Annotated in this window: 16 protein-coding genes; 15 read left to right on the forward strand and 1 reads right to left on the reverse strand. The window is 37.0% G+C overall.

Annotated features, from left to right (window positions below; all coding sequences use genetic code 11):
* The first annotated feature begins 54 nt into the window (after window positions 1-54).
* Both prfA and ACP6PM_RS31125 read left to right on the forward strand, forming a co-directional pair.
* Window positions 55-1,164, forward strand: a complete 1,110-nt coding sequence (prfA, locus tag ACP6PM_RS31120; RefSeq protein WP_426590737.1) for a peptide chain release factor 1 — start codon at window positions 55-57, stop codon at window positions 1,162-1,164.
* 170 nt (window positions 1,165-1,334) lie between these two features.
* Window positions 1,335-1,814, forward strand: a complete 480-nt coding sequence (locus ACP6PM_RS31125; protein WP_426542599.1) for a hypothetical protein — start codon at window positions 1,335-1,337, stop codon at window positions 1,812-1,814.
* A gap of 11 nt (window positions 1,815-1,825) precedes the next feature.
* On the opposite strand, the gene ACP6PM_RS31130 is transcribed toward ACP6PM_RS31125, so the two are convergent.
* On the reverse strand, window positions 1,826-2,683 hold the full coding sequence (locus tag ACP6PM_RS31130; protein WP_426590738.1) for a pentapeptide repeat-containing protein: 858 nt from the start codon (window positions 2,681-2,683) through the stop codon (window positions 1,826-1,828).
* A gap of 1,680 nt (window positions 2,684-4,363) precedes the next feature.
* Between ACP6PM_RS31130 and ACP6PM_RS31135 the strand changes: the two genes are divergently transcribed.
* From ACP6PM_RS31135 to ACP6PM_RS31195, 13 genes are all read left to right on the forward strand, one after another.
* Window positions 4,364-4,516: a hypothetical protein gene (locus ACP6PM_RS31135; protein WP_426590739.1), complete on the forward strand. Its 153-nt coding sequence runs from the start codon at window positions 4,364-4,366 to the stop codon at window positions 4,514-4,516.
* A 528-nt stretch (window positions 4,517-5,044) separates the two neighbouring features.
* Window positions 5,045-6,388, forward strand: coding sequence for a sedoheptulose 7-phosphate cyclase (locus ACP6PM_RS31140; RefSeq protein WP_426590740.1), 1,344 nt, complete (start codon window positions 5,045-5,047; stop codon window positions 6,386-6,388).
* Between the two features lie 482 nt (window positions 6,389-6,870).
* On the forward strand, window positions 6,871-7,701 hold the full coding sequence (locus tag ACP6PM_RS31145; RefSeq protein ID WP_426590741.1) for an O-methyltransferase: 831 nt from the start codon (window positions 6,871-6,873) through the stop codon (window positions 7,699-7,701).
* Between the two features lie 745 nt (window positions 7,702-8,446).
* Window positions 8,447-8,602, forward strand: coding sequence for an aspartate 1-decarboxylase (locus ACP6PM_RS31150; protein WP_426590758.1), 156 nt, complete (start codon window positions 8,447-8,449; stop codon window positions 8,600-8,602).
* A 520-nt stretch (window positions 8,603-9,122) separates the two neighbouring features.
* Window positions 9,123-10,487 (forward strand): ATP-grasp domain-containing protein, encoded by a 1,365-nt coding sequence (locus tag ACP6PM_RS31155; RefSeq protein WP_426590742.1) that lies wholly within the window; start codon window positions 9,123-9,125, stop codon window positions 10,485-10,487.
* Window positions 10,488-11,239: 752 nt separating this feature from the next.
* A complete protein-coding gene (locus ACP6PM_RS31160) occupies window positions 11,240-12,694 on the forward strand; it encodes a sodium/proline symporter (protein WP_426590743.1) in 1,455 nt (484 codons plus the stop codon).
* A gap of 140 nt (window positions 12,695-12,834) precedes the next feature.
* Window positions 12,835-13,812, forward strand: a complete 978-nt coding sequence (locus tag ACP6PM_RS31165) for a DMT family transporter (RefSeq protein ID WP_426590744.1) — start codon at window positions 12,835-12,837, stop codon at window positions 13,810-13,812.
* A 160-nt stretch (window positions 13,813-13,972) separates the two neighbouring features.
* Complete coding sequence (locus ACP6PM_RS31170; protein ID WP_426590745.1) at window positions 13,973-15,091, forward strand: D-alanine--D-alanine ligase family protein; 1,119 nt, start codon at window positions 13,973-13,975, stop codon at window positions 15,089-15,091.
* A 189-nt stretch (window positions 15,092-15,280) separates the two neighbouring features.
* Window positions 15,281-15,433, forward strand: a complete 153-nt coding sequence (locus ACP6PM_RS31175) for a hypothetical protein (RefSeq protein WP_426590746.1) — start codon at window positions 15,281-15,283, stop codon at window positions 15,431-15,433.
* A gap of 380 nt (window positions 15,434-15,813) precedes the next feature.
* Window positions 15,814-16,947 carry a TauD/TfdA family dioxygenase gene (locus tag ACP6PM_RS31180; RefSeq protein ID WP_426590747.1) on the forward strand — a complete coding sequence of 378 codons (1,134 nt, stop codon included), beginning with the start codon at window positions 15,814-15,816 and terminating at the stop codon, window positions 16,945-16,947.
* Between the two features lie 102 nt (window positions 16,948-17,049).
* On the forward strand, window positions 17,050-21,120 hold the full coding sequence (locus tag ACP6PM_RS31185; RefSeq protein WP_426590748.1) for a non-ribosomal peptide synthetase: 4,071 nt from the start codon (window positions 17,050-17,052) through the stop codon (window positions 21,118-21,120).
* 149 nt (window positions 21,121-21,269) lie between these two features.
* Window positions 21,270-21,725, forward strand: a complete 456-nt coding sequence (locus tag ACP6PM_RS31190; RefSeq protein WP_426590749.1) for a hypothetical protein — start codon at window positions 21,270-21,272, stop codon at window positions 21,723-21,725.
* A 142-nt stretch (window positions 21,726-21,867) separates the two neighbouring features.
* Window positions 21,868-22,053, forward strand: coding sequence for a hypothetical protein (locus tag ACP6PM_RS31195; protein ID WP_426590750.1), 186 nt, complete (start codon window positions 21,868-21,870; stop codon window positions 22,051-22,053).
* The last annotated feature ends 433 nt before the right edge of the window (window positions 22,054-22,486 follow it).

A 22,486-nucleotide genomic window follows, 5' to 3' on the forward strand; every position in this document is an offset into this window, starting at 1 on the left:
AAATAAAATCTCTTACAAATAAAACACTAATATTTAGACAAAGGACAACTGACAATGGCTGAAACATATTTATTAGATAAATTAAAATCTGTAGAGCAAACCTATAATGAGTTGACTCTACGTTTGGCCGATCCAGATATTGCTAAAGACCCTAGCGAGTTCCAAAAAATAGCTAAAGCACGCTCTTCTCTGGAAGAAGTGGTAAATACTTATCAAGAGTGGAAAAATGCTCAGGAAGAATTAACTGATGCTAAGGAAATATTGAAAGAAGCTGCTGGTGACCTAGAAATGCAAGAGATGGCTAAGTTGGAAGTGGAGGAGTTGGAAGCTAAACTAGAATCTCTGGAAACTCAGATGAAAATTGCTCTATTGCCACGAGACCCCAACGATGACAAGAATATAATGTTGGAGATTAGAGCTGGTACTGGAGGAGATGAAGCTAGTATTTGGGCAGGGGATCTGGTCAGAATGTACTCCCGCTACTCAGAGACTCAAAATTGGAAAGTAAGTTTGCTGAGTGAGTCTTTAGCAGATATGGGTGGTTTTAAAGAGGCAATTTTAGAAATTAAAGGGGAGCAGGTTTATAGTAAGCTGAAGTTTGAAGCAGGAGTTCACCGGGTGCAAAGAGTTCCAGTGACAGAAGCAGGTGGCAGGGTACATACTTCAACGGCAACAGTGGCCATTATGCCAGAAGTGGATGATGTAGAAGTTGAAATAGACCAGAAAGATATTGAATTGTCAACTGCTCGTTCTGGTGGAGCTGGTGGACAAAATGTGAACAAGGTTGAAACTGCTGTAGATTTGTTTCATAAGCCTACGGGAATTAGAATTTTTTGTACCCAGGAGCGGAGTCAACTACAAAACAGAGAACGGGCAATGCAAATTTTGCGAGCTAAACTTTATGAGATTAAGCTCCAGGAGCAACAAGCAGAAGTAAGTTCTATGAGGCGATCGCAAGTAGGTACTGGTTCCCGTTCTGAAAAAATTCGTACTTATAATTATAAGGATAATCGGGCGACAGATCATCGTTTGAATCAGAACTTTTCTCTTGCACCTCTTCTAGAAGGAGATATAGAAAATGTGGTTCAAGCTTGCATTACCCAAGACCAACAGGAGCGTTTGCAGGAGTTGGCAGCATCTAGTTCTACTCCTATGTCAGTATAGTTGACATTAGCTTTATTTTATGGTATGGGAATTATTCATCTAGACTAACAATACGGAATCAAAAAGCGAGGACAGAGTTCTCGTTTTTTTTATAAAATAGATATTAGCAAATATTAATATAGTAAACTATTCTAATTCTAGCAAGTTAAAGAAAAGCGGGAGGCTTAGACATGACTACTAAAGAAGAATTACCTTGGGAATGTGGAATGGGTTTCTATGTACCAATTTTAAATGATGGAGAATTAGTGGGCATTTGTAAACCCGAATATGCTGAGGAAATGCTCGAAGTTATGAATGAGCAGGAAAGACTACGCAAAGCTCTAAGGTTAGCTTGTCTAGATTTGCTGCGACGGGTAGGAGGTAAAAGAAGTAGAGTCAATGACTTAATGCAGAAATATATAGCTCTAGCAGAACGACCTAAATATGGACCAAGAGCGATCGCTCTCCTACTACGGGAAAGGCAAGAACAACTACAGGTTAGTGGCCATGAATTTATTAAATTCTGTGATATTCACAAAGTCTCTCCTGAACAACTTAAGGATATTTATGCTGGTAAAGCAGTAGAGGAAAATTTAGTAGCACCCATAGCCAGAATTTTAGGTAAAACTAATACTGAGGTACAAGAAATACTAGAAGGTCCTAGTGAATAATACTAATAAAGTTAATAATTGTAATTAACTTTGCTATCAGGCATAATTGTTTTCTGAAGATTAGCATCTACAAGGTTAATATTATCAATCAAAGCATCAGTAAGATTAGTTCTTCTTAAATCTGCTCCTCTTAAATTTGCTCCCCTCAAATCTGCTCTAATTAAAATAGCTTGACTGAGGTTAATACCTCGGCAATAAGTTTCCTGCAAATTTGCATCTTGCAAATCAACTTTTTTGAGTTCAGCAAATCTCAAATCTGCTCTATAAAGGTTTGCTTCTCTTAAAGAAGCATTTGATAAATAAATCCCACTCAGATGAGCTTTAATCAGATTTGCTTTGTCTAAATTAGTCTTGTAAAAATATGCCCCAATTAATTCAGTATCATAAAGATTAGCATGGCTAAAATTAGCATAACTGAAGTTGGCTTCTATTAAATCTGCGTTGGCTAAGTTGCTTCTACTCAGGTTAGCTGAAGTTGCATCAACATATCTACAATTAGAATTTTGTAAATCAGTGCCAATTAAATTAGCATTAACTAAATCAGCTTCAATTAAGTTAGCATTTCTTAGATCGGCAGAAATAAAATTAGCATTTATTAAATTAGCACCCTGAAGATTAATAGCAGTTAGATTAGCATTAATGAGTTGAGCTGAAGTCAAATTAGCATCTCTACAATTAGCATTAATCAATTGAGCTAAAGATAGATTAGCCCCTGTTAAATTTACCCCTTGAAAATTAACACCTTCTAGATTAAAACCTCTCAAGTTAGCATCAGTAAAATCTGGTTGTAAATGTAGATTTTTATGTCTCCATTCATTCCATACAATTACACCACGATTAAGTAAAGCTAGATATTCTTGATTCGCCATATTTTCATCAAAAGCTATTCTTGGCAATATATAGTAATGACTGTTATTGAGTCAGAGCTATAACTTATATCATATCCGGATGAACAGTTATAAATAATTAGGGAGTCCTCAGGAGACAGAACTCAGGAGTCAGGAGAAAAGAATGTATCAGGAGAAAGAAGTGTTTTTATCACGCTCTTATCAGGACATGATATTACAACCTCTTATACTATCAGAATCAGTTGCAATTATATTGCTTTTCTCAAATTGGCAAAATACACAAGTTTTGAATTTTAGGCAAAGGGAAAAGAAAGAATACTATATCTCATTAATATGAGAATGCTGTATACATAAATATCAACTTATATGATGTTATTAAAATAATAGGGGAGTACCAGACAGGGGAGGAGAGACAATAGGAAGATATGCTTTTGAAGGCAAAGGATAGCTTTTTTCGTCACTAATTATCCGGACATAATATTACACTTTTAGCCTCCTACCAGAGTAACTTCGTTAACAGTTTGTTACCCATATGAAAAACCTCCTAGGTCAGAACTATGCTTTTTCTTTACAGAATGCTCCGCAAATATGTCGCGCAGCAAAATAGTTAGCAGTATAGCGCTACTTGAATCGGGAATAGGGAACACTTAACTGGGAACAGTTGACTACCAAAAGGTTTCAGGATTTAGAAATGTCCGCGCCCTATTTGCGTAGTGCTATACCTCCTGGAATAGGTAGCCTTGAAATACGGAATTTTCTTTTCTCTTAGTCGATTGGATATGGCCCACTTCGGAGCGGCTCTGCATTCAGAGCGAAACCTCGCCATCCTATCCTACTCCAAGCTCCGCAATTCAAGTCGGCTATAGCCGTTTTGCTTCGCACAACGCGCGTTAACGCGGAGCGACATGAAAAACATAGTTGTGCGCTAGCTAAACGACCGCTTTTTATCCTCTTTAAAGGGGAGACTTGAGACCTGATTTTATGGTTATAAATAAAGTTAATTTTCAATTAGCATGAGTCAGGAAAAGCAAGTCATAATTCAGTCTATGTTTGCGAAAATTTACTTCCTAGATTTATTTTACTTTTAACTTTTTCTACCGACTTAATAGTTAATTTCCCTCCATTTAATTCAGCTATTGCTCTAACAAAAATTAATTCTAATTATGACCTTTTATACTCATATAATTTACTCTCAAAATATCTAAGGTTAATTGGAGGTTATCAAACACATCTAATGTCAAAGTTGGAGAAGTATATAATAATATTTCAATGATGATAATTAACCAGAAGCTTGATTATATCAGATCGAGATAATATTTATATAAAAAATTAATCAAAGTTATATATAATTGCTAAATCTTAACAAAGATTAACTTAATGTTAAGTAAAATGATCTAGAATTAGGGTTAAACTAACAGACAAGACTAAAAATCAAGATTTCAAGTCCATGACTTGACTATTGCCAGCTAAACTTGTTTTGCTACAGGATCTTAAAAGCGTAGCACCTCTGAAAATAGGCAAGAAGTTCCGACAGCCTCCATCAGGTAAGGACTTTATACTGCTTGTTTAGTCTGCCTTTCACCATAAGCAATAGCGAAGTCTCTAGAAACTAACTAAGAATGCTCATGCCAAAAAATTCACGTTGGTACAATTAAAACTCCCAAGTAAGTTATTTAGTCATTAATAAAGGATTTGACAACTATGCTAAACACCATAACTACCAAGGAACCGTTAAATCCAGATCAAAACGTGAATCACGGTTGTAATCTAAAGTGGAAGCTAGACGAGAAAAAAGAAGAGCAACTTTCCACTATAGAAGTTTGGAGAACTAGAAAAATAAGTGAAAACCAATAACGGCATCAGTTCAGTTTTGGTAACCTAATCTAGGAAACTCAAGTAAGTTTGAGTGTGAACAAAAAAGCGATTGCATTGTGCAATTTTCTATCTTAGGAAAATTGTCAAGTTTGCTGTGGATAAAACTGATATAATGTTAATCTTTGCAGAAATCAGAAAATATTCCCTCTAAAAATAATTGCTTCCTGACAAAAATACTGATATAATGTTAATCTTTGCAGAAATCAGAAAATATTCCCTCTAAAAATAATTGCTTCCTGACAAAAATCAAGAAAAATGTGATAAGCTATCAATGTTTGGAATCTGATAGCACTACTCAGGTATACAATAGCAATAAAAATAATTTAGCCTATAATTGAATACTTCCTAGAAACTACTTCAAAGAAATGACTAACCCTTTGGGTTGCCTTAACCTTAGCAATAAGGTGTTAAGTTAAGTTGCGACACTGACTTCAAGTGTAAGCGCAAAGATTTCTTTTGCGAGAACACAGACAACACTTCAAAGCAAACAATTACCTAAATACAATCATGAGTAACGCAATATCAACTCCTGTATCAGTCATTGAAGAAGTTAACAAAGCAGACTTCACATTTGACCCCAGTATTCGGCGCGATCATGCAGAAAAATATCGCACCTCAGAGTGGTATGATGGTCGTGGAGAAATTAGAGCAGTAGAGGATGGTCGCTCATTCCAGATTAATGCAACATTTACCCTCCAGTCAGAAGTAAGATTAGTTACGGGAGTTTTAGACCCATCTAACCCTGTTTTAGCTGAAGTCTACAAAAAACGTGGTCGGTGTATAGCAGTGGTCGATAAGACAGTAGATGAACTCTACGGAGAACAACTGCAAAATTATTTTAAGCAGAATGAGATTCCTCTCGAAGTTCTTGTGTGTCGTGCTTGGGAGTCAGACAAAACTCCAGAGACAGTCCATAAAATATTGGCATTCTTGGGTAAAGATGGTTGTGATGTATCCCGTAACGAACCTGTTTTGATAATTGGAGGTGGTGTACTAAGCGATGTTGCTGGTTTAGCTTGTAGTTTGCAGCACCGACGGACACCTTATGTGATGATTGGAAGTTCAATTGTTGCAGCTATTGATGCTGGACCATCTCCTCGTACCTGTACAAATGGTAATCTATTTAAGAATAGTATTGGTGCTTACCACCCTCCTGTGCTAACTATTGTAGACCGTACTTTGTTCCGTACTTTGGCAAAAGGTCATATTCGCAACGGGATGGCAGAAATCATTAAAATGGCAGTTACCGACGATCCAGTATTATTTGAATTGATGGAAAAATACGGTAAGCGTTTAGTGGATACTCATTTTGCTAATATTGATGCAGATGAGGAATTGGAAAAAATAGCTGATGAGGTGATTTATCGTGCTTTGTATTCCTACATGAAGCATGAAGGAACAAATATGTTCGAGACTTATCAAGACAGACCTCACGCTTATGGTCACACCTGGAGTCCTCGTTTTGAACCAGCAGCAAAACTGATGCACGGTCATGCTGTAGGTATTGGTATGGCATTTGGAGCTACTTTAGCATTAGAGATGGGTTGGATCAAGAAAGATGACCGCGATCGCATAGTTGCATTGTGTACTTCTATAGGTTTGTCTGTTTACCATCCTATTATCGAAGACACAGAATTAATGCTTAAAGGTCAAAAAAATATGCGCCGCAAGCGCGGTAGTAGTGGGTTGTGGGCACCTCTACCTGCAGGAATTGGTTCTTGTGCTTTTGCTGGTGAAGTACCTCCAGACTTATTAACATCTGCTGTTGAGGAACATAAGAATTTTTGTGCTTCTTTACCTGGTGAAGGTAAAGGAGAAGAAATGTATTTAAGCGACCTAGGTCTGGAGTAGAAGAAACAGAGTCTTTGGTATGGAGTAGAGAAAACAATACATTCTTCTGTGCTCCCTTCAGAAACAAATGTTTATGGTGGGCAAATATCAGACAATTTTTGATTAGTCATAGATAACTCAATATTTGCCCACCCTACTAGCTCCTCTAGACTAAAATTGTGGGTAAAGAAACCTAACCCCCCAACCCCCTTCCCTAGTAGGGAAGGGGGAGCATGAGAAGCCCCTTTCCTTGCAGGAGAGGAGTTGGGGGAGAGGTCTTAATTTATGAAACTTACGCACATTTTAATTTTCAAGCTAGACACGCTACTACTGTTATTTAAGTAGTAATGGAATAAAAATATGACCAAGAAATAAGGTCAATAGTCTCCCCTTGGCGCAGCCAAGAGCTGTAGCTCTACAAGGGGATAAAAAAGGAAATTTTAGATTTTCCTAGCCTCCTAATTTAGTTAAGAGGTACTGATAACTGATAACTGATAACTGAAATGACAACCGTTGTGAAAACAGAAACCGCCAGACCAGTTACACCATTAGGTATTTTAGTAGAACAACTTGAAACAATTGTCAAGATGGCAGAAACTACAGAAATATCATCGGAACTAGCTGAGGCTATTAAACAAGCTTATCAATTAGGAGCAGGTATTGACCCCTATATAGAGGAAAATACTACTCAAGAATCAACCGCTTTGGCAGCATTAGCAGAAAAGACTAGCCAAGAACCCTGGAATTTAAGATTTTCCAATAGTGAGACTGTACGTCAGCTAGAACAGGAAATGTTATCTGGGCATATTGAGGGGCAAACTTTAAAAATGTTTGTCTATATGACTGGAGCGAAACGTATCCTGGAAATAGGAATGTTTACTGGGTATTCAGCGTTGGCAATGGCAGAAGCGTTGCCAGAAGATGGGCGGATGGTTGCCTGTGAAGTGGATCAATATGTAGCTGACTTTGCCAGAGCTTGTTTTGACAAATCTCCAGATGGAAGTAAAATATCAGTGGAAGTTGCACCAGCTTTAGAAACCATGAGGAAGTTGGCAGATGCAGGAGAAACTTTTGATTTGGTATTTATTGATGCTGATAAAAAAGAGTATATAGAATATTTTAAATTGCTCTTGGATACAAATTTATTAGCAGCAAATGGATTTATTTGTATTGATAATACCTTATTGCAAGGGGAACCTTATCTCCCACCAGAAAAACGTACTCCTAATGGAGAAGCGATCGCTCAATTTAATAGTTTTGTGGCAAAAGACCCCAGAGTAGAACAAGTTTTACTCCCTTTACGAGATGGGGTAACTATTATTAGGCGAAAGTAGTTATGATTTGAGGAAGATATTGTTAACTGCTAGGAAATTGGTAGAAGCTTAAGATGTCTTTTGCCGTTTGCCTGACCTGTAGCGGTATAACTTCCTCAATATTCGGTAACATCATAAATATTATAGCGCTACGCATTAAGGTTAGGACATTTCTAAATCCTGAAACCCTTTAACAGTTCACTATTCCCTATTCCCTATTCCCTATTCCCTAGCGCGTAGCGCTATACCGAATATAAATAACTATTACCAAATGCTACTAACAATTTTTAAGAGCAAACTGCATCGACTCACAGTAACCGAAGCACAATTATACTATGAGGAGTAAAAACAGAAGCTGAAATCTTACCTAAATATCCTCAAACCTACTTTTCTCTTGGTCGATTGGATATGGCGTTTTGCTGGCGCAAAGCTTTCCTAACGGAATGCTCCGCAAACGCTTTATATGTCGCGTAGCGAAAGGCTGTCGCCGACATGAAAAGCGGAGCGGATCTTTCAGAGCGGGGGATATCGCCATCCCATCCTACTCATGCTCCGCAAACGATCGCTTTTTCAAATTTTTTACTGGTAAATGGCAAAGCTTATGTTATACTTAAATAAGTAGGTGGAGTTCCCGCCGATTTTAAGCCTGTCGAGAGAATAAGGTTACAGACTGCGGTCGGTGGTTCTCAATGAAGCAGGAAGCTCGTCTCCAAAGCCTAACCACAGGTTAGGTAAGTTTGGATAAGTTCAGTAGAACGGCAGTCGTATCGTTTGTCTCAACGGTCCCGCCGCCCGGATGAATAACGTCGGTGACGAGATAATAGTTATTGCTTATGCACAAATGACCCCAGAAGAAGCACTTCTACATCGTCCCCAAGTTATTCTAGTCGATGAAAAGAATAACCCTCTAAAGAAAAACTAATACTTAGACGAATTCGCTGTAAAGATGTCACAAATAGTTTCAAACTTTAGATGTGAAATAATTTCCTGAAATTACTGTAGGTTTAAAGTTCTGAGCCTATAAAATATTAGTGAATAACTTTTGACTTTTAACTTCCATAAAATGGTATTAAACCAGGGTCTTAAGTTAAATTTATCCTCTCAAAACATTAACACTTTCTTGCTTTTTTCTTATGCGGACATTGGTAATATCATGTTCGGTAGAACAGTTATAATTAGGCTCGTAGTTGGGCAAGAGCTCTAAGACAAGTATTTAAAGGGCTAGAGCAAAACTACAAACAAACATTTTATTATAACTAATCATCGGCAATTCGTAGCTCCCCCGGAGGGGGAACATGGTATAAGTCTCCTTGGTGGAGCATTTGGGCACCGAAAACTCTTTTGTGAGATTACTTTTAACTTTTGTATGGGCGAATGGCAATTCGCCCATACTGACTTTTGACTTGCGTGTAGCGCTATACATTCTTTCTTAATTTAATAACATGGCAGTAATATTATTTGTTCAAGGACGTGCTTATGCACTCTTCCAAAATCTCGGCACTCTTGCCTTACTATTAATTTTTTTACCATTCAATTTATTGAAGGTAATACCGTCACTATTGTGGAATTTTATCGCTAAACCATTTCCAAAAAAAGTAGTAGCAGAAAATCCGAAAAATATCTTAATCACCGGTGCAAAAATGACAAAATCTTTGCAACTTGCCCGTTCATTTCATGCAGCAGGTCACAAAGCTTTTTTATTAGAAACAAATAAATATTGGTTATCAGGAAATAGATTTTCTAACGCCGTTGCAGGTTTCTATACCGTACCCAATCCCCAAAAAGATTGGGATGGTTATTGTCAGGGATTATTAGAGATTGTCAAAAAAGAAAATATAGATGTATTTATTCCAGTCTCTAGTCCGGCAGGAAGCTATTATGAATCTTTAGCAAAACCACTTTTATCTGAACATTGTGAAGTCTTGCACTTTGATGCTGAGATTACTCAAATGTTAGATAATAAGTTTACATTTATCGAAAAAGCTAAAAGTTTTGGTTTATCTGTACCTAAATCATTTTTAATTACAGACCCAGAACAAATTCTTAATTTTGACTTTACTGCTGATGGGAGCAAATATATTCTTAAAAGCATTCCCTACGACTCAGTCCGTCGTTTAGATATGACAAAATTGCCGATAGATTCTCAGCCAGCAATGGAAAAATTTGTCAATAGTTTGCCTATTAGTCAAGAAAAACCCTGGATTATGCAGGAATTTGTTAAAGGCAAAGAATATTGTACCCATAGCACTGTCAGAAAAGGGAAAATTAGACTGTATTGCTGTTGCGAATCATCAGAATTTCAAGTCAATTATGACCATGTTAATAATCCTCAAATTTATGATTGGGTAGAAAAATTTGTCAGAGAATTAAATATTACTGGGCAAATTTCCTTTGATTTTATTCAGACAGAAGATGGTCGAGTTTTTCCCATAGAATGTAACCCCAGAACTCACTCAGCAATTACAACTTTTCACGACCATCCAGGGGTAGCAGATGCTTATTTAAAAGATAGTCAAAGTGAAAATGAAACTCCAATATTACCACTGCCAAATAGTAAACCTACTTATTGGACTTACCATGAATTATGGAGACTGATAGGTATTAGGTCATTAGAGCAATTCAAAGCTTGGATTAAAAGAATTAATCAAGGAACAGATAGTATTTTTCAAGTCAATGACCCCTTACCATTTTTGATGGTTCACCATTGGCAAATTTTCTTATTACTACTCAATAATTTACGCAAATTTAAAGGTTGGGTAAGAATTGATTTTAATATTGGAAAACTGGTAGAATTAGGAGGAGATTAAAGGTAAGTATCTAAGTATTATCAGCTTTGTAGCTTCAGTTTAGAAACACTATTGACAAATTGAGAAAAACAAAGTATGAGGAAAAAAACATATTAGTTAATCTTAGTTCTTAATTGATTAAAGCCGTTTTCATAATTAGTAGACTACAGTAGGGAGTTTCCATCGAACCTTCCTACGAGGGTGTTATCTTTACCCTGTGGTTTACCTACCTGAAAACCGCTATAAACAGTTAAAAAAATCAGAAATCAGAGAGCGATCGCTAGTAAATTAGCCCGCAAAAACTCAAGAAAAAATTAGTAAAAATACTTGCCCAGGAAAACCTGGTTAATGTTAGATTAAAGGAAAGTTATTTGTGGTTTAAAATTAGATTAATTACCCAAAAATGTAATCTAAATTTTTCCAAAAATTAGTTTTGGTTTGATGGTAAAATAAAGCTTGTTTCAAAATACTCCAAGCAACAACCTACTACCCGATCCAAAAAATTAACCGGATATAAACCCCTAAATTCATTTGTGGAGAAGGAAAAATACTTTCGGTTTAGTAATACCAATTCACTTTAAAGATGTCACAAATAGTTCAAACTTTAGGTGTGAAATAATTTGCTGAAATTACTGTGGCATCAAAGTTTCGAGTCTATAAAATCTTACTTTATGACTTTTGACTTTTAACTTCCGTGAAACGGTATAAGGTTTTTGATTTTTCAACGAGATCATATCTTGACTTTTGAGTTCCACCCAGCGGTTAACCTAATCATGGAAAAACAAATTTGGATTGCGATAACATTTATTGCCTTTTTACTGTCATTTACAGTAGTAGGTATTTACTCTGCAACCCAAAAACAAAACACGACAACAGATTACTTACTCGCCAGTAGAAATGTCAATCCCTGGTTGACAGCACTATCAGCGATGGCAACAGGTCAGAGTGGGTATCTATTTATTGGTGTGATTGGTTTTACTTACAAAGTGGGATTTTCTTCTATTTGGATACCCGTTGCTTGGGCAATAGGAGACTATATTGCTTGGTGGTTAATATTCAAAAAGTTAAGGTTAGTTTCTCAGCAAACAGACTCAGATACAGTTTCCTCATTCTTAGGTCAAGAAAATCAGGGGCAAAAAAATCAAGGGCGCTTGATTACAGTTATTTCAGCATTAATTATCATAGCATTTCTCGGTACTTATGCCTCCGCTCAACTGGTAGCAGCAAGTAAAGGACTGAATGCTATATTTGGTTGGAACTATCAACTAGGGATTATTATTGGAGCTGTAATTGTGGTTGCCTACTGTTTTTCAGGAGGTATCCGTGCTTCTATCTGGACTGACTCTGTGCAGGCAGTTTTAATGATAGGATCTTTATGGGTTTTGTTTATAGTAAGTTTAATTGCTTGTGGAGGCTTTGGAGAACTTTGGGTCAAGCTCAATGCTATTGACCCTACCCTAACAAATTGGATACCTGCTAATTTAGCTTGGGGATTTTTTCCTTACTTTTTAGGATGGGTGGTGGCAGGGTTTGGTGCTGTCGGTCAACCTCATATATTAGTCAGAGGAATGGCAATTGACTCCGCAGATAATATAGCCTTAGCTCGTAACATAAAATTTGTCTGCGGTCAAATGAATTCTGCTACAGCTTTTGGTATAGGATTAACTGCAAGAGTTTTGTTACCTGACTTAATGACATCTGGCGACCCAGAGTTAGCATTACCGAATTTATCTATAGAATTATTGCCAGCAGTTTTGGTAGGATTGATGTTAGCAGGACTATTTTCAGCAGCGATTTCGACAGCAGACTCACAAATATTATCATGTTCTGCTGCACTAAGTCAAGACTTAGTTCCTAGTCAAGATTTAGTTCCTAGTGCAGGTCAGTCTTATAGAAAGGCTAAAATTGCTACCCTGGTTGTTACCGCTATTGTATTAGCGATCGCTCTAGTAGGAGACAATAGTGTATTTGCTTTGGTAATTTTCTCATGGTCAGTTTTAGCTTGCGGTTTAGGTCCATTATTGGTATTGCGGGTATGGCAAAAACCTGTAAGTGTGCCAGTGGCAATAACAATGATGATTATTGGTATAATTGTTTCTATTATCTGGAAGTTAGGACTTAACCTATCAAGTGCTACTTATGAAGTCTTTCCCGGTATGGCAGCAGGCTTTTTTGTTTATGGTATTGCTAATTTTCTGATTAAGCCTAAAAATTTGAGTAAAGAATAAAATCATCAGGACTTACGCATAAGGTACGAAAAACTGGGATTTGAGATTGCTTCCCTATCGGTCGCAATGACGGAAATACGTTGTGTTGCGTAAGTCCTAACCATACTACTACTTTGTCAATTTTATAAATCGGGAAAAAGATGAACGCTCAAGCTAAAGTATTACAATTCAACCATTTATCACTATTACCGATAGACTCCTTAGCTGCATTATTTGGTAGCTTGGTTTGTTTATCTTTAACACCAATTTTTATCCGTTTAAGCGAATATGAACTTGGTCCAAATGCTACAATATTTAATCGTTTTTGGATTGCAGCTATAACCTTTGGGTTACTGAGCCAATTACTAACTGTACGTCGCCGAAAACGAAAAAATGAAACTCAAATTGAACCAAAAGAACCCCATCTAGCGAAAGCAGTCAAGCTACTGATAGCAGATGGGGTTCTTTTATCTATTGGTTTGATCTTCTGGTCTTGGTCTTTAACTCAGACAAGCATTGCTCACTCTAGCATTATGCATAATTTAGTGCCTATCTTTACTGTCTTAGGAGCATGGTTAGCTTTGAGTCAGACCTTCGATCGCCGATTTATACTGGGTATGTTTGTGGCGATCTGTGGTTCTGCCTTGTTAGATATAAATGACCTTTTCTCATTCAAAATTAGCGAACAACTATTAGGAGATTTAGCAGCATTACTCTCAGCAATATTTTTTGGTATACACCCACTCATCGTTCAGAAACTTCGCACTCACTTCAATCCAGTTACAATTATGACTTGGTCTTCAACAACCAGTGCTTTATTGCTCTTACCTGTAGTTCTAATTACAGAGAATCAACTTTTTCCCAGCTCCTTAACTGGTTGGCTTCCAGTCATTGCTCAAGCTCTTGTCAGTCAAATGCTAGGTATAGGACTTTGGGCTTATTGTTTGAAAAAATTATCTGCTGGGTTTACTAGCTTAGTTGCATTATTTATTCCTGCTATTAGTGCGATCGAAGGTTGGGTAATTTTCTCGGAAAATCTTAACCTATCGACTTTGGTAAGCTTCTTAATAATTTTATTGGGAATGTATTTGGCAATCTCTAGTAGGTCTTCTCTCAACTCAGAGGTAGTGAAAAGTTAAAAGTCAAAAGTCAAAATTAAGATTTTAGGGGTTTTCAACCTTAACTATTCCCTGCTATAGTCAAACCATAAACAACTGGACTTACGCAAAACCGATCTAGTAGGGGCGAATGGCATTCGCCCTCTATGGATAGCGTATTGTCTAAGAATTTGCGTAAGTCGTGAACAATGAATTAGTGATGAAATCAGAAATAATTAATCAAAATCAACAGTCGTCCCCAGACACAATAGACACAATGCCTACATTGCGGGTATTGCACCTGGCAGGTTCCCGTGTTTCCAACTTCTACTACAACCTATCAATACTCTATGCCAAAGAAGTAGTCCAACCAGTCGGTGTTAGCAGTTATTATGCAGTGGTACATCCTGATGGTTTTTGGCAGTTGGGAACGTCTTTAGATTCATTGTCAGACAAAATGTCACTTCAGGACATGATTCCGCGACTGCCTCAAATTGATGTTGTAGTTCCCCACATGTTTTGCTTTCCTGGTATGACCAGTTTCCGAGCATTTTTTGAGGACTTACTGGGTATACCCGTAGTGGGGTCACCATGCCATTCTACCTCACTAGCAACTAACAAAGCTCAGACACGCAGCGTTGTGTCAGCATCTGGAGTACAAGTAGCTAAGGCGCAGCAACTAAGGCGAGGAGATACTTTAACAATGAAGCCTCCCTTTGTGGTGAAACCGACCTCGGAAGACAACTCTTTAGGGGTGACATTGGTGTGGGATGAATCTCAGATAGAAGCAGCTTTGGATAGGGGGTTTGAATTAGACGATCTATTGTTGGTTGAAGATTATATTCCTGGCAGAGAACTGCGTGTGGGCGTGGTTGAGAGTGCGGGTAAGTTGTGGGTCCCACCGATGATAGAGTATTTAGTTAGCAAAGAACATCCTATTAGAACTATACATGATAAGTACGATCTCCAATCTGACGGAACCCCTGGAAAGCAACCAGAGAAACCTATAGCAAAGCCAATTTGTCCGGCGAATGTGACCCCAGAGTTATTTGAGAAACTAGCGAATGCAGCTAAAACAGCTCATATTGCATTGGGATGTCGCGATTATTCTTTGTATGACTTTCGGGTACACGCCGAAACTAATGAGCCTTATTTGCTGGAAGCAGGATTATTTTGGACTTTTGGAAAAATTAGTATGATTTCGCGGATGCTTCAAGCTGATGGGCAAAGTCTGGAGAATGTGGCTTTGGAGTTGTGGAGTGTGGCAGCTAACCGGACTCGCATTGCCTGTAGTTCTGCATTTAAGTATGTTAGTCTGTAAAAGTCGAAAATACAATTAAAAAACGGTAGTTCTGTAGAAGTATTGATTTATAATGGAGTATGGAAATAGGGAACAGAAAAGTTTCCACATTCTATGTTTCAAAAGAATACTCTCCCTAATCCCTAGTTGACTTTTGAACGGAATGTCACTACTTGTACACTACTACCCAAAGCAACAATTTTTCAGTCTATGCAAACAATTGAAAAATTCCCAAATTCTCTACCATCAAATATTAGATTGCGGTTTTTGCGTGATGAGGAAAAAAGCTTTACTACCTGCGAAAAAGAACTGCCTCTAGTCATAGAAGCAGTCAGAGAAAAATCATTTACAGCCCTCGTTTAACCAGACTTTCATTGCCTGCAGTTCTGCATTTAAGTATGTTAATCTGTGAAAGTCGAAAATACAATTAAAAAACGGTAGTTCTGTAGAAGTAGTGATTTATAATAGAGTACGGAAATAGGGAACAAAAAAGTGTCCACATTAGAGTTGTCGCTAAATAGAGGGGAAAAATCGCTCAAACCTAGACAGAGCAAAAATTTCAGGCGTTTTTAATTGCCAATGGTTATAATCCTTACAGGACAAGGCTTTCGGGGATTTTTAAGCTTATAAAGCGACAAGTCTATTCTATGTTTCAAAAGAATACTCTCCCTAATCCCTAGTTGACTTTTGAACGGAATGTCACTACTTGTACACTACTACCCAAAGCAACAATTTTTCAGTCTATGCAAACAATTGAAAAATTCCCAAATTCTCTACCATCAAATATTAGATTGCGGTTTTTGCGTGATGAAGAAAAAAGCTTTACTACCTGCGAAAAAGAACTGCCTCTAATCATAGAACCAGTTAAGGAAAAATCATTTACAGCCCTCGCTGAATTAGTCAGGGAAAATAGCGATTGGTTTAATAGACAGCAAGATATCTACGGGGCTATTTTGTTCCGGGGATTTGAAGTAGAAACTGCGGTGCAATTTGAAAGCATCCTAAAGCTACTGAAGGTTAAACTGGAATCAAATTATTATTTTGGTAGCGCTCAAAGGGAACGAATAACTGATAAAGTTTTTACCTCTTCTGAAGCACCAGCGAATATGATAATACCGCCACATAATGAACTCAATATGGTGCCACTGAGGCCGAATTTTCTAGCTTTTTTCTGTCAAATTGAACCTGCTTTATATGGCGAAACTCCCATTATTAATACAGAAAAAATATTTAATGAATTGTCTCCTAAATTGCAGTATAAATTCGCTAATTCACCTCAGAAATATGTGAGATTTGTTCCCAATCATTTATTAGGGATTGTTTTTGAGAAACTCTCGCGAGAGGAAATAACAAAAATGCTTCAAGAGGAGGAATTTTGTTTTCACTGGAAAGCAGATGGTTCTCTTTATTTTGAATGTTCTTACATTCCCCTATTCTATCACCCGATAACAGGCAAACTGTGCTTTGGTCTCACCACTTGTGATTGTTTTGTTACGAGAAAATGGTATCGAAATATTGGGCAACGCTATCCATTTATACAAGAACTTTATTACAATTCACTGCCTTCTAAATTATATAAAACATTAGAAGAAAGGCGAGGGTCAACAGCAACAGTACTCGAAAATTTGCAACAACAAAGCAGTACGCTAAGTATGTGTTTGGTTAATGAAGAGGGAAACTGTACGAAAATGACAGAGGGAGAGGCAACAGAATTGGCAAAAGCTGAATGGAAAAATGCTGCAGTATTTCCGTGGAGACAAGGAGACATTTTAGTAATAGATAACTTACAGGTTGCCCACGGTCGGCTTAATACTCAACTACCGCGTAAAATTCTCACCGCTTTTGGAAATATGTGCGATATTCGCAACATGAAATAAAACATTCAATTAGTATAACATACTACTTTTGCAGTAGGATTTATCCCTGGTCTAGAGTAATTTATACACCGATTTGTTAATTTAAACAACATCAATAAAGTTATGTCCAATCTGCGATCGCTTTCTATATCTCACATACAGCAAGTAAATTGGTTTCTGTATAAGTTCAACCCAATAGGTTTGGCAGATAAAATATCTATAGCAATTCGGATCAAATCTTTTATAGATATTCTAACTGTTAAAAATACACTACAAATATTAATTGAACGTCATCCTATTCTCCGCAGTTTATATTCTGAACAAGATGGAAACCTGATTTCAGAAATTCGGGAAAATGTAGAGATTGAGTGGGAAGAAATAGATGCTTCATCTTGGAATAATGCGGAATTAAATGAACAATTATCGGAGCGACAAAAACTTCCTTTTAATCTGGAAACTGGTGGAGTATTTCGGGCTTGTTTATTTAGTATTTTGGCAACAGAAAATATTTTATTATTGACTCTGCATCAAATAGCTGGAGATCGCGATTCCTTATTAATATTAGTGGATGAGTTTGTAGCTATTTACGAATCACAAATTAATAATATTAGCTCAAATTTACTACCACTAAATACTACTTATACGGATTATGTTGATAGAGAATTAGAATTTCTCAATAGTTTGTCAGGAAAACAAATTGGTGATTATTGGCAGGAAAAGTTAGGGGATGAATTACCTATCCTAGAATTACCAACAAGTTTTTCTCGTCCGAGTATGAGAACCTATAATGGTAATGCTCTAAAATCAACTATAGATTCCGAATTAAATCAAAAAATTCAACAACTAGCAAAAACCCTAGAGGTAAAACAGGAGGAGATAATATTAGCAGTATTTAAAGTTCTGCTTTACCGCTACACGGGAGAGGAAGATATTCTGGTTGGTTTATTGCAAAACCGAGAAAAACAAACATCATTTGCAGAAGTAGTTGGGAATTTTACTAATATTACAGTTGTCAGAAATTTAGTCTCAGATAATATTAAGTTTACAGATTTTTTAAATCAAGTTAGCAAGAAAGTATTTGAAACTGAGAATTATCGAGATTATCCTTATGCTCTACTTGTTAAACAATTAAAATCTGCCGATATGAGTCATTATCCAATCTGTCAGGTGGGTTTTGGTTATCATAAATTTCAGAAATTATTCCAGGCAAAAGAACTAGAATTAGGATACTTTGAACTGCTAGAACAAAAAGTAGACTTTGAACTGAGTTTAGAAATAACAGAATTACCGGAATTTCTGTTGGCTGAGTTTAAATATAATAGTGATGTATTAGAGTTGAAAACTGTTGCTCAAATCGCCGAACATTTCCAGAATTTACTAACAGCAGTTGTAGAAAATCCTGATACACCAGTAGATAAATTATCAATACTGAGTGAAGCGGAAAAACAGAAAATTTTGGTGGCATGGAATGATACTCAAAAAGATTATCCTCAAGGAGTATCTATTCATCAATTATTTGAGAGTCAAGTCGAGAAAACACCAGATGCAATAGCAGTTATTTTTGGTGAAGAAAAACTGACTTACTCCGAGTTAAATAATAAAGCAAATAAACTTGCTCACTATTTACAAAAATTGGGAGTAAAACCAGAAGCACATCTAGGAATTTGTGTCGAACGTTCCCTAGAAATGGTTGTGGGATTATTAGGAATTCTGAAAGCAGGAGCAGCTTATGTACCCTTAGATCCCAACTACCCTTCAGAACGTTTAGCTTATATGATTTCTGATTCACAACTGTCAGTGTTGCTGACTCAGGAATCATTATTGACATCCTTACCAGAGGATCAAGCACAAGTTGTTTGTTTAGATAGAGACTGGGGAGCGATCAAGGAATTCTCTACAGCAAATTTGAGCAGTGGAGTCACGTCAGAAAATCTAGGTTACATCATCTACACTTCCGGTTCCACAGGTAAACCCAAGGGAGTTGCTATGAGTCAACGCGCTTTGGTTAACTTGATTATGTGGCAAAAAGAAGAAGCAAATGTAGGTGAAGGTGCGAGAACATTACAATTTTCTCCCATTAGTTTTGACGTATCCTTCCAAGAATTTTTTGCAACCTGGTATTCTGGAGGTACTCTGGTATTAGTTTCTCAAGAAGTCAGACGCGATAGTTTTGCTCTGATGAAATTTATGGTTGAGACTCAGATAGAAAGAATATTTCTGCCCTTTGTAGCATTACAGCAGTTAGCAACAGTTGCTGCTCAATGTCAAGCTTTACCTCCATTGCGAGAAATTATCACAGCAGGAGAACAGTTGCAGGTGACTCGAGACTTAGTGGCAATGATGAACCGACTTCCCGACTGTAAACTGCAAAACCAATACGGACCTTCAGAAAGTCATGTTGTTTCTGCTTACACTCTGGAAGGTGCTGCTAAAAATTGGCAGAAATTACCGCCTATTGGTCGTCCTATTGCCAACAATCAACTTTATATTTTGGATAGAAATTTAGAACCAGTTCCTATTGGTGTTCCCGGAGAACTTTATATTGGTGGAGTCGGTCTTGCTAACGGTTATCTTAACCGTCCGGACTTAACTGTGGAAAGGTTTATTAATATCCCCCTTCCGTCACCCTTGGAAAAGGGGAGACCAGAAGAAATCCCCCTTCAGTCACCCTTGGAAAGGGGGAGACCAAATGAAGTTCCCCCCTTACAAAGGGGGGTTAGGGGGGATAATATTTCCCTCTACAAAACAGGAGACCTCGCTCGTTATCTGTCTGATGGCAACATCCAATTTTTAGGTCGTATTGATAACCAAGTTAAAATTAGGGGTTTCCGCATTGAAATTGGGGAAATTGAAACTACTCTCAGTCAACATCCCATAGTCAAAGAAACAGTAGTATTAGCAAGGGAAGACCAACCTGGTAATAAGCGTTTAGTTGCTTACGTTGTACCCGAAAATGAAACTACTCAAGATGTCGTACCTCAATTAAAACAATATCTGAAGGAAAAATTGGCAGAATATATGGTTCCCTCAGCTTTTGTGGTGTTGTCGGAACTACCCTTAACTCCCAGTGGGAAAGTTAACCGTCGCGCTTTACCCGCACCTGATATTTCTAGTTTTAGTCAGAGCGATAATTTTGTTGCACCGCGCGATAGTATAGAAGAAGAACTAGCACAAATGTGGTCAGAAATTCTGAATATTAATCCAGTGGGAGTTAAAAGTAATTTCTTTGAGTTAGGAGGTCATTCTCTTTTAGCTGTTAATTTAATGGCAAAAATTCAGCAACGCTTTGCCAAACAATTACCTTTATCTACTTTATTAACCAACCCGACAATTGAAGATTTAGGCAGTTTAATTCGAGGAGAAAGTCAAGTTAGTTCTTCTTCTCTAGTTCCCCTGCAAACTCAAGGAAATAAACAACCATTTTTCTGCGTACATCCTGCCGGAGGTCATGTATTTTATTATCAGGAATTATCCCAATATTTAGGTAATAATCAACCTTTTTATGGTTTACAAGCACAGGGGTTTGTTGAAGGGGAAAAAATCTTGACTAAAGTTGAAGATATGGCTGAGTTCTATATCAAAACTATCCAAGAATTTCAACCACAAGGACCCTATCAAATAGGTGGTTGGTCTTTTGGAGGAGTTGTTGCTTTTGAAATGGCACAAAAACTACTTCAGCAAGGTGAAGAAGTTAGTTTATTAGCTTTATTAGACCCTTGGGTTCCGATTTTATTAGACCCTAATAAAAAAATTGATAATTTGTATATGAGGGGTGTATTAAGTCGTTACTTTGGAGGTATGTTTGGTGTAACTAATTTAGTTACTGAAGATGAATTATTAGATTTAAATTCAGAAGCACAAATAGAGTTTATAATTGATAAGGCAGAGAAATTAGAGTTATTTCCCAAGGAAGCTACTCGCGAACAAAACCGACGCTTTATTGATGTGATAATTGGTACTTTAAAAGCCACTTATGCTTATAAACGTCGTCCTTATCCAGGAAAAGTAACGGTTTTTCGGGCACAAAAAAAGCATCCCCATGGCATAGATCCTCAATTAGTTTGGGTAGAAATGTATGCTATTTTAGATGTAGCTGATATGGAAGTAGTTATGGTTCCAGGTAATCATTTTACATTTATCAAGGAACCAAATAATAAAGTATTAGCAGAACATTTGAGTGAACATTTAAAGTAGAGCTAACACAGATTATGGCACGGATATACGGATTAAGAATAGACGTTTATAAGGGGATTTAAACCCAAGGGGGGATATATAACTGTACTTTATTGATTAAAGAACTGCTAATGAGTTATTAGCTTATTTAACTGATAACTGAAAAATCTATGCCTTACAGTAAATTAACTTTAGAGGAACTGAAACAAAAATTTAATATAATTCTTACAGGCAACAAAGGAAAATTTAATAACTTACCAGAAGTTACTCCTAGTCAATTTCTTATTGAAGCCTTAGAAGAATATTTACCTTTAGCAGTAGCAATAGGTTCTGAAAAAGCTCGCTCTGAATTAATAGTTGCACCAATCTTAGTAGCAGTTAGAAAACATTTCAACCAACAAATAAGTTTATTTTCTGTTATTGAGTTTAATGTTGACACAGAACTAGGATTAAATAGTTTTTGCGATTTTATTATTAGCAATTCAACGCAACAATTGTTCATCGAATCACCAGTTATTACCTTAGTAGAAGCTAAAAACGATAATCGTAAGCATTCAGCAGTCAGCTCTCAGTTATCAGCTATGATTTATTACTTCATTCTTTTGGAACGAGGAATTAGTCTCTAAGGAAAATTAAAAGTCCGATATGAAAAAGGTCACCAACTAAACTTAGTAAGTTATTACTTTCATGCATCTGTTTAAGTAGCACTACCCAGGAAATACTAGTCCATGACTCAGGAAAAGCTGAGAGCTGACTGCTAATAGCTGAATGCTTACCGATAATCTTAAATCTGGTTTAGCTCAATGTATAGCAGAAATGGTTGCTGCTCAAATTTTCAACCAACGTCAAGGTAACAATATTTCCAAAATTTATGGAGCTATTACTACTGGAACAGTTTGGCAATTTTTAGAGTTAGAAGGTGAAACTGTGGTATTAGATTTACCGAATAATTAACAATTATTAATTATTAATTAAATAATTCAGCTTTATTAGCCTCCCCTTTCAAGGGGAAAAGCGGTCGTTTGCGGAGCAGTCCGTTAGGATGGGATGGCGAGGTTTCCGTTCCCTCCGGGACGCTATCCTACGGAATGCTCCGCAAACGCGTTTCATGTCGCGCAGCGAAACGCCATATCCAATCTCCCCTTGAGAGAAGAAATAATGTTTCCTTATACTCAATTCCCGAGCGGTTTTAACCTTCTTGTAATTATCAATTATCAATTATCCATTAATGAAAAGAATATTATGTGGAAAACTTACCAAAAATTTTAGGAATATTGACCAGTTTTGTTAGTTAATAATTACGCTTTTATAGTATAGTAATAGGTAAGCATTCAGCGTTCAGCTAGTCTATTTTCCTGTGGAATGCTGCGCAAACGGAGGAACTATG

Origin of the sequence: Dapis brunnea BLCC-M229, from assembly GCF_050015995.1 — a bacterium.
In the GTDB taxonomy this organism is placed as follows: Bacteria; Cyanobacteriota; Cyanobacteriia; order Cyanobacteriales; family Microcoleaceae; genus Trichodesmium.

Coding starts and splice junctions, on each gene's coding strand:
- prfA (WP_426590737.1), top strand. CDS start 55: ATGGCTGAAACATATTTATTAGATAAATTAAAATCTGTAGAGCAAACC.
- ACP6PM_RS31125 (WP_426542599.1), top strand. CDS start 1,335: ATGACTACTAAAGAAGAATTACCTTGGGAATGTGGAATGGGTTTCTAT.
- ACP6PM_RS31130 (WP_426590738.1), bottom strand. CDS start 2,683: ATGGCGAATCAAGAATATCTAGCTTTACTTAATCGTGGTGTAATTGTA.
- ACP6PM_RS31135 (WP_426590739.1), top strand. CDS start 4,364: ATGCTAAACACCATAACTACCAAGGAACCGTTAAATCCAGATCAAAAC.
- ACP6PM_RS31140 (WP_426590740.1), top strand. CDS start 5,045: ATGAGTAACGCAATATCAACTCCTGTATCAGTCATTGAAGAAGTTAAC.
- ACP6PM_RS31145 (WP_426590741.1), top strand. CDS start 6,871: ATGACAACCGTTGTGAAAACAGAAACCGCCAGACCAGTTACACCATTA.
- ACP6PM_RS31155 (WP_426590742.1), top strand. CDS start 9,123: ATGGCAGTAATATTATTTGTTCAAGGACGTGCTTATGCACTCTTCCAA.
- ACP6PM_RS31160 (WP_426590743.1), top strand. CDS start 11,240: ATGGAAAAACAAATTTGGATTGCGATAACATTTATTGCCTTTTTACTG.
- ACP6PM_RS31165 (WP_426590744.1), top strand. CDS start 12,835: ATGAACGCTCAAGCTAAAGTATTACAATTCAACCATTTATCACTATTA.
- ACP6PM_RS31175 (WP_426590746.1), top strand. CDS start 15,281: ATGCAAACAATTGAAAAATTCCCAAATTCTCTACCATCAAATATTAGA.
- ACP6PM_RS31180 (WP_426590747.1), top strand. CDS start 15,814: ATGCAAACAATTGAAAAATTCCCAAATTCTCTACCATCAAATATTAGA.
- ACP6PM_RS31185 (WP_426590748.1), top strand. CDS start 17,050: ATGTCCAATCTGCGATCGCTTTCTATATCTCACATACAGCAAGTAAAT.
- ACP6PM_RS31190 (WP_426590749.1), top strand. CDS start 21,270: ATGCCTTACAGTAAATTAACTTTAGAGGAACTGAAACAAAAATTTAAT.
- ACP6PM_RS31195 (WP_426590750.1), top strand. CDS start 21,868: ATGCTTACCGATAATCTTAAATCTGGTTTAGCTCAATGTATAGCAGAA.